This is a genomic window from Tistrella mobilis (assembly GCF_041468085.1).
GTDB classification, from domain to species: Bacteria; Pseudomonadota; Alphaproteobacteria; order Tistrellales; family Tistrellaceae; genus Tistrella; species Tistrella mobilis_A.
This window is the reverse complement of sequence record NZ_CP121014.1, coordinates 415,064-434,874: the sequence shown is the minus strand read 5'-3', so window position 1 is coordinate 434,874 and position 19,811 is coordinate 415,064. Positions and strand designations below refer to the sequence as shown.

At 72.5% G+C, this 19,811-nt stretch carries 1 protein-coding gene (cut by a window edge); it reads right to left on the bottom strand.

Going from position 1 to position 19,811, the window contains the following annotated elements:
* Positions 1-19,811: the 5' portion of a non-ribosomal peptide synthase/polyketide synthase gene (locus P7L68_RS01775; RefSeq protein ID WP_371998719.1), read on the bottom strand. It extends 4,699 nt beyond the left edge of the window; 19,811 of the gene's 24,510 nt are visible here — the first part of the coding sequence; the start codon lies at positions 19,809-19,811; the stop codon falls past the left edge of the window.

Here is a 19,811-nt window from a genome sequence, read left to right as displayed (position 1 = left end):
GGCTCGGCCGGGGTGACGTCGCCGAAAGCGGTGGCCAGCGTCACCGGATCGGCCAGCCGCGCCGCCTGTTCCTGCCACCACGCCGCCGCATCGGGGCGGGCGGCCGCCCAGGCGACATAGTCGCGCCAGGGGCGCGGCGCCGGGATATCGGCCACGCCGCCGGCCCGGCGGGCGGCATAGTCGGTGGCGATTTCGGCCAGCAGCCGCGCGGTGCTCCAGCCGTCGGTGATGACGTGATGGGCGGTCCAGATCAGCTCGTTGCCGCCATCGGGACGGCGGAGGATGGCGAGCCGGGCCAGCGGCGCGCGGGTGAGATCGAAGCCGCGGGCCAGATCTTCCGCCCGCCAGGCGCGAAGCCGGCTCTCATGCGCCGCCAGGTCGGCAAGGCCGTGATCCTCTTCGATCACCACCGGTTCAGCGACGCGCTGGACAACCTGCAAGGCCTCGCCGCCATGCCGCCATTCGAAACGCGTGCGCAGGATCGGATGGCGGGCGATCGCCGCCCGCCAGGCGCCGGCCAGCGCCTGCCGATCGACCGGGCCGTCGACGGTGATGCGCAGCTGGTTGACATAAAGCCCGTCGCGGGCACCGGTGCGGGCGTGGAACAGCAGGCCCTGTTGCAGAGGGGTGGCGGGATAGACATCCTCGACCGCGTCGAAAGGCTCGCCCAGCTCGGCGAAGACCTGGCGGACGGCCGCGAAGGGATCGGCGGCCGCGCCATCGGCCACCGGAAGATCAGGCGTTTCGCTGATCGGAACGGCAAGCCGGGCCAGATCCTTGATCCGCGGATGTTCCAGGATCTGCCGGGTGGTGAGCTTCAGCCCCGCCGCGCGGGCACGGGCGACCAGTTGCAGGCTTTGGATCGAATCGCCGCCGAGCGCGAACCAGTCGTCGGTGACGCCGGGATTTTTAATGCCGAGCACGGCCGACCAGAGGCCGGCCATAAGGCGTTCGGCCCCGGTCCGCGGCGCCTGATGCGCCGGGAGATCTGCCGCCGGTACCGGCAGGGCCCGGCGGTCGAGCTTGCCCGCCGGCGTCAGCGGCAGCGCGTCGAGGGGCAGGATCGCCTGCGGCACCATCCAGCCCGGCAGATCGCGGGTAAGTGCGGCACGCACCGCCTCGGGCGTCGCATCGCCGACGATATGGGCGACGAGGCGTGCCGCCTCCCCCTGCCCGATCACGCCGGCCGCGGCATCGCGGATGCCGGGCAGGGCACGGATCCGGGCCTCGATTTCGGCCGGTTCGATCCGGTAGCCGCGGAGCTTCACCTGATCGTCGAGACGTCCCAGATAGCGGAACACATCGCCGGCCTCGCGCCGGCAGAGATCGCCGGTGCGATAGAGCCGCGCGCCGGGGCGGCCGGTCGCGTCGGGCACGAAGCGCGCCGCGGTCTGGCCGGGGCTGCCGCTATAGCCGCGGGCCAGTGCCGGGCCACCGATGCACAACTCGCCGATACCGCCTTCGGGCACCGGATTACCATGGGTGTCGAGGATCAGCACCCGCCGCGACGGCCAGGCCCGGCCGATCGGCACCTGGGCGGCGGCGATGTCGGCAGCCCCGGTCAGATGGCCGGTGGCGGTGATGGTGGCCTCGGTCGGCCCATAGGTGTTGAGCAGCGGCAGATGGCCGAGCGGCCCGTCCCGCCAGCGGCCGAGCGCGGCCCCGCCCAGGGCTTCCGCCCCCACCGCCAGCATGCGCAGCGATGCCGGCGCCGTCGCGGGCAGGCCGGAGAGCCAGCCCCGCCAATAGCCGGTCGGCAGATAGGCGACGGTAACGCGATCGGCGGCAAGTCGCTGATTGAGCGTGGCGTAATCCCACAGATCGGGGCCGCGCATCACCACCGTGCCGCCCAGCGCCAGGATCGGCAGCAGCTGTTCGAAGGCGGCATCGAAGGCGAGGGTCGAGAATTGCAGCACGCGATCATCGGCGCTGAGCCCGAAACGGGCCGCATGGTCATCCAGATGGGCGGCCAGGGCACCATGGGGAATGGCGACACCTTTGGGCGTGCCGGTCGATCCGGAGGTGTAGAGCAGATAGGCGAGCGCCTGGGGGTGGCGGACGGCATCGACCGCCGGTGCCGCGTCGCTGCCCTCTTCTGCGGAGATGATGGTCAGGCCGAAGCCGGCGAGACGATCGCGACCGGCGGCATCGGCAACGACCAGCGACAGCCCGGCCCCGGCGATGATCTGCGCCAGACGCGCATCGGGCAGATCGCCGTCCAGCGGCACCGCCACGGCGCCGGCCTTCAGAATGCCGACCAGCCCGGCCACCAGCGCCGGCCCGCGGGTGACGCAGAGGCCGATGGGGGTGTCGGTCAGGTCGGGGGTGCCGGGGTGGGCGGCGGTCTTCGGGTGGAAAGGAACCTGGATCCCGGCCTTCGCCGGGATGACGGTATTGGTTTTGGAGAACGGAACGGCACTGTCGGCGCGTGACGGGGGCATCGTGACGGTCGCAGGTGCTGCTGCGTCGATGGCCGGCAGGCCGGTGCCGTCGCCCACCCCGGCCTCTTCCCCGTCATCCCGGCGAAGGCCGGGATCCAGGTTCGCGGTGGCCGGGGCGGCGGCCACGCCTTCGGTGGGCAGCATCGCCGCGACGGCTACCACATGCCCTTTCGCCGGGATGACGGTATTGGTTTTGGAGAACGGAACGGCACTGTCGGCGCGCGACGGGGGCATCGTGACGGTCGCAGGTGCTGCTGCGTCGATGGCCGGCAGGCCGGTGCCGTCGCCCACCCCGGCCTCTTCCCCGTCATCCCGGCGAAGGCCGGGATCCAGGTTCGCGGTGGCCGGGGCGGCGGCCACGCCTTCGGTGGGCAGCATCGCCGCGACGGCTACCACACGTCCTTTCGCCGGGATGACGGTATTGGTTTTGGTGGACGGAACGGCACTGTCGGCGCGTGACGGGGGCATCGTGACGGTCGCAGGGGCTGCTGCGTCGATGGCCGGCAGGCCGGTGCCGTCGCCCGCCCCGGCCTCTTCCCCGTCATCCCGGCGAAGGCCGGGATCCAGGTTCGCGGTGGCCGGGGCGGCGGCCACGCCTTCGGTGGGCAGCATCGCCGCGACGGCTACCACACGTCCTTTCGCCGGGATGACGGTATTGGTTTTGGTGGACGGAACGGCACTGTCGGCGCGTGACGGGGGCATCGTGACGGTCGCAGGGGCTGCTGCGTCGATGGCCGGCAGGCCGGTGCCGTCGCCCGCCCCGGCCTCTTCCCCGTCATCCCGGCGAAGGCCGGGATCCAGGTTCGCGGTGGCCGGGGCGGCGGCCACGCCTTCGGTGGGCAGCATCGCCGCGACGGCTACCACACGTCCTTTCGCCGGGATGACGGTATTGGTTTTGGTGGACGGAACGGCACTGTCGGCGCGTGACGGGGGCATCGTGACGGTCGCAGGGGCTGCTGCGTCGATGGCCGGCAGGCCGGTGCCGTCGCCCGCCCCGGCCTCTTCCCCGTCATCCCGGCGAAGGCCGGGATCCAGGTTCGCGGTGGCCGGGGCGGCGGCCACGCCTTCGGTGGGCAGCATCGCCGCGACGGCCACCACACGCCCTTTCGCCGGGATGACGGTATGAAGGTTGGTGGACGGAACGGCACTGTCGGCGCGTGACGGGGGCATCGCGACGGTCGCAGGTGCTGCTGCGTCGATGGCCGGCAGGCCGATGCCGTCGCCCGCCCCGGCCTCTTCCCCGTCATCCCGGCGAAGGCCGGGATCCAGGTTCGCGGTGGCCGGGGCCGGGGCGGCGGCCACCACACGCCCTGCCACCTGGTTCGCATGGCGATCCAGCGCGGCATGGGTGATCGACACGCCCTCGCAGGTGATGGCGATGGCATGCGGGTGTGCGGCCGCGGCCGCGGCGAGGCGGGCGGTGACGGGCCGGAAGGGGTGTTCCGCCGCCTGGGGGGGCACATCGCCCGCCCAGGCGAGGCGGCCCAAAGCCTGGTCGAGATGGTCGGGCAGCGCCGCCAGCAGGTTGAGGAAGCAGGCGGTCAGCCGATCGGCATCGGATGGCGAAACGCGGGCGCCGTCGAAGCCCCAGCGCAGATCGAGGCCACGGCCCGGCACGGCAGCCAGGGTTGCGGCGTAATGGGTGCGTTCCTCCATCGCCAGGCTGCGCACCAGCCGCCCCAGCCGGCTGTCGGCCAGCGCACCGTCGACGGGGTAGTTCTCGAACACCAGCAGGCTGTCGAACAGGGCATCGCCGGCCAGCCCGGTGACGCGCTGGACGGTGGCGAGCGGTGTCGCCTCGGCAGCACGAAGGCTGGCGGCGTCGGTCTGGATGTTCTGCAACCATTGGCTGACCGGCATCGCCGCGGGCAGATCCACCACAAGCGGCAGACTGTTGATGAACAGGCCGATCATCCGGTCGATGCCGGGGAGGTCGGCGCCGCGGCCGGACATGGTGACGCCGAACACGGTCTGGTTCCGATGGCCGAGACGACCGAGGGTCAGCGCCCAGGCGGCCTCGACCAGGGTGGCGAGGGTGACGCCGGCGCGCGCGGCCGCGGCGGCGAGGCGGGCGGTCGCCGCCTCGCCCTGCGGGGTGTGGCGGGTGAAGGGGCCGGCGGCGACCTCGCCGGCCGGTAGGGCGGGCGCATTCAGCAGCGGCAGCAGCAGGGCCGGATCGTCGCGGCGCGCGGCTTCCGCCTGCCACCAGGGGGTGAAGCGGCGACCGGCATCCAGGGTGGCGGCGACATGGTCGCGCCAGGGGCGGACCGGCGGCAGACCGGCCGGCGCGCCGTCGATGCGGGCGGCATAATCGGCGGCAATCTCGCCCATCAGCAGGGCCAGGCTCCAGCCGTCGCTCAAGGCATGATGGCTGGTCCAGAACAGGTCGTGGCCGCCGTCGGGGCGCGCGATCACCGTCAACCGGGCCAGCGGCGCCACGGCGGGATCGATGCCGCGGCGACGGTCTTCGGCGGCCCAGGCGGCCAGGCGGCGGTCGTGGCCGTCGGCGTCCAGAGCCCGCCAGTCGAGACGCGCGACCGGCAGCACGGCATCGCGCATGACGATCTGCAGCGCGGCACCGCCATGATCCCAGGCGAAGCGGGTGCGCAGGATCGCATGCCGGCGGATGGCGGCCCGCCAGGCGTCGATCAGGACACCGATATCCGCTTCCGGTTCAAGAACCAGATGCAACTGATTGATATAAAGACCGTCCTGTGCGTCGCCGGCATGAAGCAGCAGCCCTTCCTGAAGGCCGGTCGCCGGATAGACATCTTCCGTCGCGCCAAGGGTGAGGCCAAGCCGCGCCAGGGCCGCCGCGTCCAGCCCGGCCAGCGGCACATCCGCCGGCACCAGCGCCGGCGGCGTGGTGCGGCAGGTTTCGACCAGTTCGGCCAGCAGGGCGCCGAACTGCTCGGCCAGGTTGCGGAGCGCGGCGGCATCGGCAAGGGCGCCGTCGGAGCGCCAGTCGATCACCAGCCGGCCGTCGCGGATCAGCGCGTCGGCGGCAAGCGCATGGCCGCTGCCCCCGATGCCCGGCGCGGTGCGCCGCCCGGTGCCTTCCGGGGCGAGCGCGAAACCGCTGCCGCCGGCAAGACCCAGATCGACCCGGCCCAGATAGTTCAGGCTGACATCGGCCCGCGGCAGATCGTCCAGCGCCCTGATCCAGCCCCGATCGCGGCCGCCATGGGGCACCGATTTCAGCATCTGGCGGATGGCGGCCAAGACGGCGGCGGCATCCCCCGCCCCCGGCAGCGCCAGGGTATAGCGGGCGGTGAACCAGCCGATGGTGCGCGAGAGATCGGCGGCCGGTGCAGTATCGGCAGGGTCCGTATCGCGGCCATGGCCTTCCAGATCGATCCCGACATGGGTGCGTCCGGTGATGGTGGCGAGCAGACGCGCAAGGGTTGTGGCCAGCAGCTCTTCGACCCCCAGGCCGAAGCGGCGGGGCAGATCCTGGATCAGGGCGGCGGTGAGCGCGGGATCGGCCTGCCAGCTCAGGGTCAGGCCGCGGGGGCCAATGTGCTCTGGGAAGGCGTTGCGCTCAGGGAAGCAGGGGGGCTCAGGGAAGCAGGGGCGCTCAGGGAAACAGGGTCCGGCCCCCTCTGCCGCCCGGCGCCACCAGGCGGCCTGGTCATCCAGTGCGGGTGTCGCGGCCAGGGCGGCACGCCCGGCGACCCAGCGGCTCCAGGGGGTGGGCACGGGGGCCAGCGGTGCACCCGAAAGTGCCGTGGCGAGATCCGCCCCCAGGATGCGCCACGACACGCCGTCCACCGCCAGATGATGGATGGCGATCAGCAGCCGGCGTTCGCCGCCGGGCAGGTCGAAGAGGCCGGCACGGAGCAGCGGCCCGGTCCGGATGTCGAGGCTGGATTGCACATCGCTGCAGGCGTCTTCAAGCGCATCGGCGGCGATGGCGCGATGAACCAGCAGCGTCGCGGTTTCAACCGGCGCAACGCGCTGGGTCCAGCCCCCGGCATCGTCGGCCGCGAAGCGCAGGCGCAGCGCATCATGGCGCGCGACCAGGGCGGCCAGCGCTGCCCCCAGGGCCTCGGGCGTCACGGCCGGGTCGGGGATCAGCAGAACCGCCTGGTTCCAGTGTGACGGGCCATCGGGGTGGCGGTCGAAAAAGCCCTGCTGGATGGGGGTGAGCGGCAGGGGCGTGTCGGTGATTTCGGCCGCGACCTCTCGGGTGACCGCAGGGGTGGCGACCGCGGCCAGGCGGTCGATGCGCGGATGGGTGAAGATCTGGGTGGGCGTGATCACCCAGCCGGCGGCACGGGCGCGGGCGACCACCTGAAGGCTCAGAATGCTGTCGCCGCCGAGTTCGAAGAAGCCGTCGGTGACGCCGAAATCGTCGCGGCCCAGCACCTCTTGCCAGACATCGAGCAGGGCGGCTTCGGCGTCGGTGGTGGCCGCGACGGCCTCGCCCGCCGCGGCAAGCCCGGGCTCGGGCAATGCCTTGCGATCCACCTTGCCATTGGGCATCAGCGGCAGCGCGGCGAGCGGGGTGATGGTGGCCGGCACCATATGGGCCGGCAGGCGCCGGCCCAGCGCAGCCGCCACCATGGCCGGGTCGGCCGTGCCGGTGATGTAGCCGGCAAGCCGCGCGCCCTCTCCCGCGCCGATCAGGGCAACGACGGCATCCGCCACGCCCGGGCAGGCACGCATCGCGGCCTCGATCTCGCCGGGCTCGATGCGGAACCCGCGCAGCTTCACCTGGGCGTCGAGCCGGCCCAGGAAGTCGACGGTCCCGTCGGCGCGCATGCGGCAGAGATCGCCGGTGCGGTAGAGACGCGCCCCCGGCGCGCCGTTCCCGCAGGCCTGTTCGTCGGGCACGAAGCGCTCGGCGGTCTGGCCGGGGCGGCCCAGATAGCCGCGAGCCAGGCTGTCACCCTGGATGCAGAGTTCCCCGTAACCACCGACAGGTACGTGATTTCCGTCGGCATCGATGATCGCGACCGTCCGGCCGGGATAGGCGGTGCCGATCGGCACGATCAGGCACGCCGCATCCTCCTGCGTGGTGATGCGGTGCATGCAGGCGACGGTGGTCTCGGTGGGGCCGTAAAGATTGTCGAGACGGATATGGCCGAGCGGCCCCTCCCGCCAGCGGCGCAGCGCATCGCCGGGCAGGCCCTCGCCGCCGACCGTGACCTGGCGCAGATGCGGCAGGTCGCGCGGCGGATCGCGCAGCCATTGCTGCCAATAGGCGGTGGGAATGCGCGAGACGGTGACCCGCTCTTCCGCCAGCACCCGGCTGAGGGTCGCGAGGTCCCACATCGCGGGACCACGCATGACGATGCGGCCGCCCATGATCAGCGCCGGCAGCATTTCGTGCAGCGCGACGTCGAAATTGAGCGTCGACTGCTGCAGCACCACGTCGGTATCGGCGATGCCGTAGGTGGCCAGGAAATCGTCCATATGCAGGCTGAAGGCATCCTGCGAGATGGCGACACCTTTGGGCCGGCCGGTGGAGCCGGAGGTGTAGATGACATAGGCCAGCTGATGGGGGTGGACCTGGGCCAGCACGGGTGCGACGGGGCCTGCCGCCCGATCCCCGTCCGGCAGGGCGTCGAGGCGGATGACCTGCCGGCCGGCCAGCAGCGGCCCCAGGGCCGCGTCGGTCGCGGCATCGGCCAGCACCAGGCGGATGCCGGCATCGGCAGCCATATCGGCCAGCCGGTCTTCCGGATAGGCGGGGTCCAGCGGCACGAAGGCGCCGCCGGCCCTGAGCACGCCGATCAGCGCGGCCGGCAGTTCGGCCGTGCGGGTGAGCAGCAGGCCGACCCGCTCTTCCGGCTGAAGCCCGGCGGCGATCAGCGCCGCGGCGACGCGGTTGGAGAGCCGGTCCAGATCCCCATAAGAGACCCTTATACCCTCGCAGGCGACCGCCTCCCGGGTGGGAAGCTGCGCGGCACGGCGCAGAATCCGGGCCGCGACGGGGTCGAAGCGGTGGCGGACCGGGGCGGCAGGCAGGGCGGCGGGGCGCGGTGCCGGCAGGGCAAGAGCGGCGATCAGCGGGTCGGCGCCGCTGGTGATCTGCCCCAGAAGATAGAGGTATTGATCAGCGAGACGCGCAACAGTGGTGGCCTCGAAGATGTCGGCGGCATAGTCGAAGGCCAGCCGCAGCCCGTCGGGGCGCTCCACGACATCGAGCACCAGATCGAAACGGGCGGTGGCGACCGGGTTTTCGACGATGTCGACATGGATGCCGTCCCCCGGCGAGGCGGCGGAGGGATCCTGCTGCTGCAGGTTGAACATCACCTGGAAAAGCGGCGTGCGCTCCAGGCTGCGCTCGCCCCCCAGCCGGTCGACCAGCACGGCAAACGGCACATCCTGGCGTGACCAGGCCTCCAGGCTGCGGCGGCGGAGCTGATCGACCAGATCGCCGAAGCGCATGCCGCCGGTGATCTCGGCCTTCAACACCAGGGTGTTGACGAAAAAGCCCACCATGTCCTCGGTGCCGGGGCCGGTGCGGCCGGCGACCGGCACGCCGATGCGGATATCGCTGTCGCCGCCCTGGCGGTGCAACAGGATGTCGAAGGCGGCGAGCAGGGTGACGAACAGCGTGGCACCGCGGCCGGCGGCACGGATGCGGGCCATGGCGGCGGCATCGATCCGGCGCTCGACCCGGCCGCCGGCATCACTGCGGGCGCCCTTGCGCGGGCGATCGACGGGCAGGCGCAGCACCGGATGGTCACGGCCGAGTTCGGCCTGCCACCAGGCGATCTGATCGGCGAGCCGGCCCTGATCGAGCGCCGCGCGCGCGGCCGCCGACCAGTCGCCCCAGCCCGAGACCGGCGCCGGCAGCGGGCGGCCCCGACAGAGGGCCGCGATCTCGCGTGCCAGAACCGTCATCGACCAGCCGTCGGCGACGATGTGATGGGTGGCGAGCGCCAGCACGCGATGGTCGGGCGCGAGCCTGACCAGCCGGGCGCGGAGCAGCGGACCGGCGGTGAGGTCGAAGGGCTCGGCCGCGAAACCGGCAAGCAGATCGGGCAGCGTCTCCGGCGCGGCGGTGAGGTCGATCTCCTGCCAGACGAAGCGCGGCGCGGGGTCGATCAGCTGCACGGGGCCGGCCGGGGTGTCGGCGAACCGCACCCGCAGCGCCTCGTGACGCGCCACCACATCGGCCACCGCCCGGCGCAGGGCCGCGGCATCGACCGCCGCCGCCCCGGCACCCGCACCCGCCCCCGCACCCGTCAGCGACAGCGCGCCGGCGACGGTATAGGCGGTGCTGGCCGGATCGAGGCGCCAGAGGAACCACAACCCGTCCTGGCCGGGGGTGAGCGGCGCGCGGCCGGCATCCGCACGCAACGGCAACAGCTGAAGATCGTGCTTTGCGGCCTCATCAACAACTTTTGCGAGTTCCGCCACCGTCGGATGGTCGAACAGCGCCTTGAGGCCCGGGTCCACCCCCAACTCGCTGCGGATGCGGGCGAGCGCGCGCATGGCCAGCAGGGAATCGGCGCCGTTCACGAACGGATCCTCGGTGCGGCCAAGCTGTGCCAGGCCCAGCACGGAGGCCCAGATCCGGGCCAGCGCCCTCTCGGTCGCATTGGCCGGCGTCTCGTATGCCGGACCATCCCCCTCACCCGCTTCGGGGGCGAGGGTCATGGGCAGGCGCGCGCGATCGAGCTTGCCGTTGACGGTGAGCGGCATGCGGTCGAGGGCGATGAAGCCCGCCGGAATCATATGCGGGGCGAGGCGCGCGGCCAGATGGCCGCGCAGGGCCGCCGCATCGAGCACGGCGCCCGGCTGCATCACCAGCCAGGCGAGGATGCGCCGGCCCCCCGCACCGTTATCGACCGCCAGCGCCGCAGCCTCGCGGATGCCGGGCGCGGTGAGCAGGGCGGCGTTGATCTCGCCCAATTCGATGCGGAAGCCGCGGATCTTCACCTGGAAATCGTTGCGGCCGACATAGTCGAGCATGCCGTCGGCCATCAGATGAACCAGGTCGCCCGAGCGGTAGAGCCGCGCCCCGGGCGCGCCGAAAGGGTCGGGGATGAAGCGTTCCGCGGTCAATGCCGGCCGGCCCAGATAGCCGCGGGCAAGGCCCGGCCCGCCCACCAGCAGTTCGCCGGTGCCGAAGAGCGGGGTGGGGTTCAGATCGGCATCGACCACGTGAAGCGTAAGATCGGGGATCGGCACGCCGATCAGGCTGCGCGGCGGCAGGCGGGTGGCATCGGCGGCAGTGGTTTCGCGATACGTGACATGCACGGTGGTCTCGGTGATGCCGTACATGTTGACCAGCACCGGCGCGGTCGCCCCGCGCAACGCCAGCCAGCCGGCCAGGCTTGCCGGTTCCAGCTTCTCGCCCGCGAAGACGATCACCCGGATATCGGTCAGCCGTTCCGCGGCGGCCGTGTCGGCCTGCATCAGCGGCAGGAAGGCGGACGGCGTCTGGTTGAGCACGGTGACCCGCTCGGCGCGGAGCAGCGCGTGGAAGGCGCCGGCATCGCGCGCCGTCCACCAGGGCACCACCACCAGCCGGCCCCCCGTGCTCAGCGCGCCGAAGATTTCCCAGACCGAAACGTCGAAGGCGAAGGAATGGAACAGCGGCCAGACGTCGTTCGGCCCGAAGCCGTACCAATGGCTGGTCCGGGTCAGCAGCCGGGCGAGGTTGCGATGGGTGATCCCCACCCCCTTGGGCCGGCCGGTGGAGCCGGAGGTGTAGATGACATAGGCGAGCTGGTCGGGGTGGATGGGGGTTGCCAGCGGGCGATCGTCGGTTTCATCAGGCGCATCGACCAGGACCAGGGTCCGGCCGGCGAAGAGGCCGCCCAGGGTATCGGCGGTGGCCCGGTCGGTGACGATCACGGCCAGGGCGGCATCGTCGAGACTGCCGGCCAGCCGCTCGGCCGGATAGGCCGGATCGAGCGGCACATAGGCGCCGCCCGCCTTCAGAATGCCGAGGGCGCCGGCCACCAGCGCCGGCGACCGGTCCAGGCAGAGGCCGACCAGCCGGTCGGTGGCGACGCCCGCGCGGGCGAGCTGCCGGGCGATGCGGTTCGACAGCCGGTCGAGCGCGCCGCGGGTCAACCGGTCATCCCCCATGGTGACGGCCGGACGGTCGGGATCGGCCGCGGCATGCGCGGCGATGGGGGTGAGGATGGGGGTGAAGGGGGTGGCGGCACCAGGATCGGCGATGTCCTTCGGGCGGACAGGAACCTGGATCCCCGCCTGCGCGGGGATGACGGTATGGGTTTTGATGGATGGAACGGCACCGTTTGGATGTGACAGGGGCGCCGCAGTGTCGAGGGCCGGAGCGGCGGCATCCGGCAGAACCAGCGCGATATTGCCCAGATTCTGGTTGATATCCGCCGCCAGCCGCCCCAGCAGACCGGCCAGCCCCTCCGCCAGGGCGGCGATGGTCGGGGGGTCGATGCGGGTGGCGTCGTGGTCGAAGCGCAGCGCCAGGCGCTCACCCTGCCCCCCAGTCCCTTCGGCAGCAGTCCCTTCGGCAGCAGCCCCTTCGGCAACTGCCCCTTCGGCCGCCGCCTCGGGGATGACGGCGAGAGTGAGGGGGAAATGGGTACGCTCGACCATTTCCGCGGCGATGACCGGGGCGCCGAAGCCGCGGGTCATCAGGCGCGGGTCGAGGGGGTAGTTTTCCACCACCAGCAGGCTGTCGAACAGCCCCTCGGCACCAAGGCCGGTGATGCGGCCGATCTCGGCCAGGCCGGCATGGGCCTGGTCGGCCAGGTCGATGGTTTCGGATTGCAGACCGCGCAGCCAGGTGGCGAGCGGTGCCGCCCCGGGCAGATCGACCCAGACCGGCAGGCTGGCCAGGAACGGCCCCTGGATCGCTTCCACACCGGGCAGATCGGCCGGACGGCCCGACACGGTGACGCCGAACGCCACCTGATTGCGGCCGCCCAGCCGGGCGAGCATCAACGCCCAGGCGCCCTGCACCAGGGTGGCGAGCGTCACGCCGGCCGCGGCGGCGGCGGCCTTCAGCGCGGCGGTCCGGGCGGGATCGAGCCGGATGGTCCGGCAGGCGCGACCGGGCACCGGGGCCTCGGGCCGGCCCAGCGCCGGCAGCAGCAGAACCGGGTCGGTCACCGCCGCCGCCCGCGCCCGCCACCAGCCGGCATCCACCGGCCGGGCGCCGGCCCGGGCGACATGGTCGCGATAGCTGCCCCCCTGCCCGGCCCCTGCCGGCGCAGTATCGGCCAGACCCGCGATCTCGGCCAGCAGGCGGGCGGAACTCCAGCCGTCGGTGATGGCGTGATGGCAGGTCCAGACCAGGGTGTCGGCCCGCGCGCCACGGAGCAGGGTCAGGCGCATCAGCGGCGCCGTGGCGGTGTCGATGCCACGGGCGGCATCGGCGCTGAGAAATGCATCGACGTCGATGTATCTGCCACCGGATGCATCGACATCGATGTAATGTCCAACTGCATCGATATCGATGCAGGTGAGCCGAAGCTGTGCCTCCGGTTCCACGATCTGGATCAGACTGCCATCCCCGGCTTCGGCGAAGCGGCTGCGCAGGACGGGGTGGCGGGCCAGGGCCGCGTTCCACGACGCCTCCAGCCCGGCCGGATCGACCCGGCCGGCGAGGTCGAGACGCAGTTGGTTGATGTAGAGCCCGTCCGCGGGGGCAAGCCGGGCATGAAAGATCATGCCCTGCTGCATGGGCGTGGCCGGCCAGGCATCCTCCGGCAGGGCCAGACGGCCGAGCCTGTCGAGGGCGGCGGCGAAACGTTCCGCGAAATGATCCAGATCCGGCACCACCTCGTCGGCATCGAAACGCAGATGCAGCCGGTCGCCGATGGTCAGCGCATCCAGCACCAGAGCCTGTTCCGGGGCGATGCCGCCGGTGGGGTCGCCGATCATGTCGGTGACAAGGCGCAGCACGCCCGCGCCTTCGGGGAAGCGGCCGAGATTGTTGACGGCGATGTCGGGGCGCGGCAGGTCGTCGAGCCCGTCGACCAGGGCGTGCGCCGCCCCGCCCAGCGGCAGACCGATGCGGGCAGCCCGCAGACTTGCAACCAGAACCCGGTCGTCATCCTGGGGAGTGACAACCATCGGATGTGTAGCGGTGAACCAGCCGACCGTGCGGTCAAGGGGCGTGTCGGGGCCCGCCAGATCGCGGCCATGGGTTTCGATCTCGACCAGCGCCGGGCGGCCGAGGGCGCGGGAGAGGGCCGCCAGCAGCAGCTCGTCGCGGCCCGCGGCGGCATCGACGATCAGCTCCACGCGCCGGCGGCGGCCGGTACGGTGAGGGCCGAATGTCGGGGCGGCCCCGGCAAGACGGCGGCGCCAGAGACTGGTCTGGTCGTGATCGGCCCGGCCCTGAACCGCGGCGGCGCGGGCCGGCTGAGCGGCGGCCCAGCGGCTCCAGGGCGTCGTGGCCGGGGCCGGCTCGCGCCCGGCAAGCAGGGTTGCAAGATCATCGAGCAGGATGCGCCACGAGACGCCGTCCACCGCCAGATGGTGGATGGTGATCATCAGCCGCCGGGGGCTGCCTTCGATCAGCGCGGCGCGCAGCACCGGCCCATGAACCGGATCGACCATGGCATGAAGATCGGCCGGATCGGCGGGGGCGACGAGCAGTTCCGCGCCCTCCTCCTCCGCAATCTGCTGGTGCCAGCCCCCGTCCGGGTCGCGGCGGAGACGCAGGCGCAGCGCATCATGCAGGGCGACGAGCCGGCCGAGGGCGGCGGCGATCGCCGCCGCCGCGACGTCGTCGGCCCCGATGTCGTCGGCCAGCTCCAGCAGCACGGCCTGGTTCCAGGGGCTGGCCGGTTCGGCATGGCGGGCAAGGAAACGGCCCTGGATGGGGGTCAGCGGCAGGTCGGTGCCGGTCAGCGGTGGCAGCGATGCCGGGGCGGCGGCGGCCCCCGCAACGGCGGCCAGACGATCGATGCGCGGCCGGTCGAACACGGCGCGGGGCGTAAGGGCAAGCCCGACGGCACGGGCACGGGCGACCAGCTGCAGCACCAGGATCGAATCGGCCCCGGCCGCGAACAGATCATCGGTGACGCCCAGATCGGCGCGGCCGAGCAGCTCGCGGGCGATGGTCAGCAGTAGCGTCTCATTGGTGGTTTTTGCTTCCTCTCCCGCAACTTCTGCGAGCGCAGGCTCGGGCAGCGCCCGGCGGTCGATCTTGCCCGCCGGGGTCAGCGGCAGGGCATCGAGCACCAGGATGGCCTGGGGCACCATCCAGCCCGGCAAGTCGGCGGCCAGCGCAGCGGTCAGGGCGGCGGCATCGGCCTCGCCCGCCACATGGGCGACCAGCCGGCCGGCGATCAGCCCGACCACGGCATCGCGCACGCCGGGCTGGCGGCGGAGCGCCGCCTCCACCTCTCCCGGCTCGATCCGATAGCCGCGGAGCTTGATCTGGCTGTCGGCGCGGCCGAGGAAATCGAGCGTGCCATCGGCGCGCGGCCGCACCAGATCGCCGGTGCGATAGAGCCGCCCGCCGCCCGCGGCCGGCACGAAACGTTCGGCCGTAAGCCCGGGGCGGTTCAGATAGCCGCGGGCAAGCGCCACACCGCCCAGGCAGAGTTCGCCGACACCGCCGACCGGCACCGGATTGCCATGGGCATCCCGCAGCTCGGCCAGGCGCCTGGGCCAGGGGCGGCCGATGGCGACCTGGGGCGACGGGATGTCGGCCGGGCCGGTCTCGTGATCGGTGGCGGTGATGGTGGCCTCGGTCGGGCCATAGCTGTTGCGCAGGGGGATATGGCCGAGCGGGCCGGCGCGCCAGAGGCCGACGGCATCGCCACCCAGCGCTTCCGCACCCACGACCATCAGGCGCAGATCCGGGAGTGACGCCGGCAGATCGTCGAGCCAGCGGCGCCAATAGCCAGTGGGCAGATAGGCGAGCGTCACCCGGTCTGCGGCAAGGCGCGTGTTCAGCGTGGCATGGTCCCAGATCTCGGGGCCGCGGAGCACGGCGGTGCCGCCCGCGGCCAGCACCGGCAAGAGCTGCTCAAACGCGGCATCGAAGCCGAGGGTCGAGAATTGCAGCACGCGATCGGCCGCGGTCAGGCCATAGCAGGCTGTGTAGTCGTCGAGATGGGCCGAGAGGGCGTCCTGCGGAATGGCAACACCCTTGGGCGTGCCGGTGGAGCCGGAGGTGTGGATCACATAGGCGATCTGACCGGGGACGACCGGCTCCAGAACGCGCGGCAGATCCGGGCCATCGGGTTCGGTGGCATCGGGTTCGGTGGCATCGGTCAGCACGCGGCGGATGCCGGCATCGGCCAGGATCAGGGCGCGGCGGGCGGGCGGCAGGGCCGGGTCGAGCGGCACCACCGCACCGCCGGCCTTCAGGATGCCGAGAAGCCCGGCGACCATGGCGGCACCGCGCGGCAGATCGAGCCCGACCCGCTCTTCGGGGGCAAGCCCGGCATCGAGCAGGTCGCGGGCGATATGATCGGACCAGCGGTCCAGACGGCCACGGCTCCAGCTCTCGCCTTCCACAATCAGCGCCGGGGCGGCAGGGTCGGCGGCGGCCCGGGCGGCGATGCGGGCGGCCGCCGGCAGGAAGACGGGCGTCGCCGCCGGATGCGGCGCGGGCAGGCCGACCGGCAGCGCGCCCAGCGGCCGCGCGGGGTCGGCGGCCAGGGCCTCCAGGATGGCCAGATAGTCGTCGGCCAGGCGTTCGATGTCGGCGGCGGCGAAGGCGGCCGCGGCATGGTCGAAGGCGACGGCCAGGCCGTCGGCGGTTTCGCTGATGCCCAGCGACAGCTCGATCTCGGCCGTGCCCGGGTCCAGCTCGATGCCGGCAAGCGCGGCCGGGCCATCGGCCAGACGCCGGTCCAGCCGGCCGGGCTGGTGGTTGAACATCACCCTGACCAGCGGGTTGCGGCCGGCGCGGCGATCGGGGCGCAGCGCCGCCACCAGCCGCGGGAAGGGCAGATCGCCATGGGCTTCGGCCTCCCTCAGCCCGTCGCGCACCCGGTCGATCAGCCCGCCGGCATCAAGCCCCGCAGGCAGATCCGTGTGCAGAACCAGGGTGTTGACGAAGAAACCGACGACGTGACGTGAAGCGGCGCCACCCCGCCCCGCCCGCGCGATGCCGATACGGGTGGCGGCCGTACCGCCATGACGGTGCAGCAGCGCGGCGAAACCCGCCAGCAGCACGACAGCCCGGGTGGCGCCCCGCGCCCGCCCGGCCTCGGCCAGGCGGGCGGCGAGCGTCGCGGACACCATGCGCGACACGCGCCGCCCGGGGCCACCCGGCGTTGCACCCGCACGCCGGGGCAGGTGAAGTTCAGGGGTTTCACCGGCAAGCCGGTCGCACCACCAGGCCAGCTGGCGGGCAAGGTGATCCGGATCGAGCGCCGCCGCCCGGATGGCGGCGGCATAGTCGGGCGCCGGGCGCAGCCGGCGCCCGGCCAGCGCCATCATCATGTCGCGCAGCATGATGCCCGCCGACCAGCCATCGGTGACGGCGTGATGAACGACCACCTGCAACAGGTGCCGGCCCGGCCCGTCGGCGACCAGATCGGCGCGGAGCAAGGGCCCGCGGGCCAGATCGAAGGGCCGGCGGGCGGCCTCGTCCAGATCGGCATCGGCACCGGCCCGCCACTCGAACTGCGGCTCGGGCGCGATCAGCTGCCAGAGCGTGCCGTCTTCCTCGGCGAAGCGGACGCGCAGCGCATCATGGCGGGCGATCATGACGCCGATCGCCGCCCGCACGACCTCGGGCGCCAGATCACCGGCCAGGCTGAGCCGGGCGGAGACGTTCCAGCGGGCATCCGTGGGGTCGAGCTGCCAGTCGATCCAGAAGCCCTGCTGGCCGACGGTGGCGGGGATCGCGGCGGCGGCCTTCGCGCGGAGAGGAACCTGGATCCCCGCCTGCGCGGGGATGACGGTATCAGGGTTGGGGGACGGATGGGCAGCGTCGGCGCGGGACAGGGTCGTTGCCGGCTCAAGGGCCGGTTCGCCATCGCGGGACGGGGGCGCTGACGCCTCAAGGGCCGGTGCGTGGTCGCGGGACGAGGGCGTTGCATCCGTGGCCGGCACGGCGGCGCCCGTCACCGCACCGCCCTCTCCCCCGTCATCCCCGCGAAGGCGGGGATCCAGGTTTGCGGTGGTCGGGGCCGGGTCGGCGGTGCCGGCCGGTTCTTGCAGGCCGGGCCGCGTCGCAGTCGGGACGGCCGGGTCGGCGGCGGCCTTCGCGCGGAGAGGAACCTGGATCCCCGCCTGCGCGGGGATGACGGTGGACGTGGCAGAGGATGGCGCGGCGCCGGTGGTGTCCGACATGGGTGCCGGCGCGATGAGGATCGGGGTGTCGGTTGCACCGCAGACCAGCAGTTCGCCGTCGATCAGGGCGCCGAGGCTGCCGGTTCGCAACCAAGGCGTGTTGTCGCTGTCGTCACTACCGGCAATGCGAGCATCGAACGTCGCGGCGGTGGCGTCGGAGCGGTTCCAGTAGCCGCGGGCGATGGCGGGGCCGCGGGTCCAGATCTCGCCGATGGTGCCGGCCGGCAGGCGGTGGCGGGTGGCGGGGTCGATGATGGCGATCTCGTGGCCGGGAGCGGCCGGGCCGCAGGCGATCAGGCGGGGGGCGGCGGCGGTGACGGTGCCGATGCGGGCGGCATTGCGGGGGGCCGCGACGATGCGGGCCCCCTGGCCGGGCCGGTCACCCGCGATCAGCAGCCCGGCCTCGGCCAGGCCGTGGCAGGGGTGGAAGGCGGTGGCGGGCAGGCCGGCGGGGGCGAGACGGTCGTGAAGGGCCGCCGGCATCTCTGCCGGCAGGGCGCCGCTGGCGCACCAGGCGACGCGCCAGCGGGAAAGGTCCAGCCCGGCCAGATCGGCGGTGCCCACCCGATCGAGGCAGAGCCGCCAGAGGGCATCGCTGCCGCCGGAAACCGTACCACCCTGCCCGGCGATCGCCCGCAGCCAGAGGACGGGATCGGCCTGCACCCGGTCGGGATCGGCCATCACCAGCTTCAGCCCGGCGAAGATCGCCGCCAGCACCCCGCCGATCAGCCCCGCCGCCCGGTCGAGCGGCAGCACATTGACCACCACATCGCCGCGGGCGAGCCCCAGCAGCCGGCGGGCGACCAGCAGTGCCGCCATGACGCTGCCATGGCTGTGCATCACCCCCCGGGCTGCGGCAGAGCCGGGCGCGGCCGGGCCGGGTTCGTAGAGCAGAAAGGCCAGGCTTTCCGCCGAGGCAACCACAGGTTCGAAGCTGCGGGGAGCCGCGGCGAGGTCTGTATCAGAATAGATGACTGTTTCATCACCTGTTGTGGCCATATTGGCCACAAGCCACCCGGACGCCTTATCCGCCAACAGGATACGCGGACCGGCATCGGCGCGGATCGCCTGCAACCGAGCCGGATCGGCCCCCCTCCCTGCCCCGACGGGCACGGCGATCAGACCGGCATAGAGGCAGGCGAAAAGGGCTGCGACATAGTCCGGCCCCGGGGACAGAAGCAGCATCACCCGGTCGCCCGGGCGGGCATGATCGGCCAGCCGGGCGGCCAGATCGCGGGCGCGGGCGTCGAGCCGGCCATAGGTCAGGTCGGGGCCATAGGTCAGGTCGGGCCCATCGGTCACGACGGTGATCGCTGGCAGATCGGCCTGATGGCGGCCGCGGCCCACCAGCAGGGCGGTCAGCGTGTCGGCGAAGCTGCGGTCGCGCCGGACCAGGAAGGGGCAGCGCCCGGCTTCCGGGTCGTTGCCGTCGGCCAGGAAATACTGCTTCCATTCCCGGTTGTCGGTGTCGCCATAAACGCCCAGATCGGGATGGACCGGCTGGCCGTCCCAGGCGAGCAGGCGTTTGCGCACCACCGCCCGCGCCTCGGCCCCGATCTCGCGTTTGGTGATGGTGTCGATGAACACGCTGCGCGGCTGGAACAGGATCACCATGCCCGGCCCCAGATTGCGGCTGTCGCGCGCCTTATAGGACGGCGCGCAGCCGACCGCGAACATCTGCTCGCCGCCGAAACCGAATTCCCAGGCGGCGTCGTCGGGCTCGGTCTCCAGCGTTTCGAAAGTGGGCGCCGGGTCGTGATCGTGCAGGTGCTGCAACACCCGCCAGAAACGGTCACGATAGCCGGCATGCGGCAGCGGCTCGGGATCCGGCGGGAAGAACAGCGCGAAGTTGTTCTTCTCCTCCGGCCGTTCGGCGGCCAGCCGCAGGAACGTGGCCATCGCCGCGGGCACGCCCGAGAGGTCATCCGCCCGGTCGACCCAGGCATAGAACATCTCCCCCTTGCGCTCGGCCAGGGTGCCGAAGAAGCAGGGATAGGCGGGGTCGGTGACCTTGGCATGGAACAGGTCGTAGAACGGCGGCAGCCAGGCCGGCGGCGGCGTCGCCACAAGCCCGTCATCCCGGATCAGCCGGGCGGTCCAGGGGGTGGGCTTGCGGCGGCGGTCTTCGGGGAGGATGCGCCCGCTGTTCAT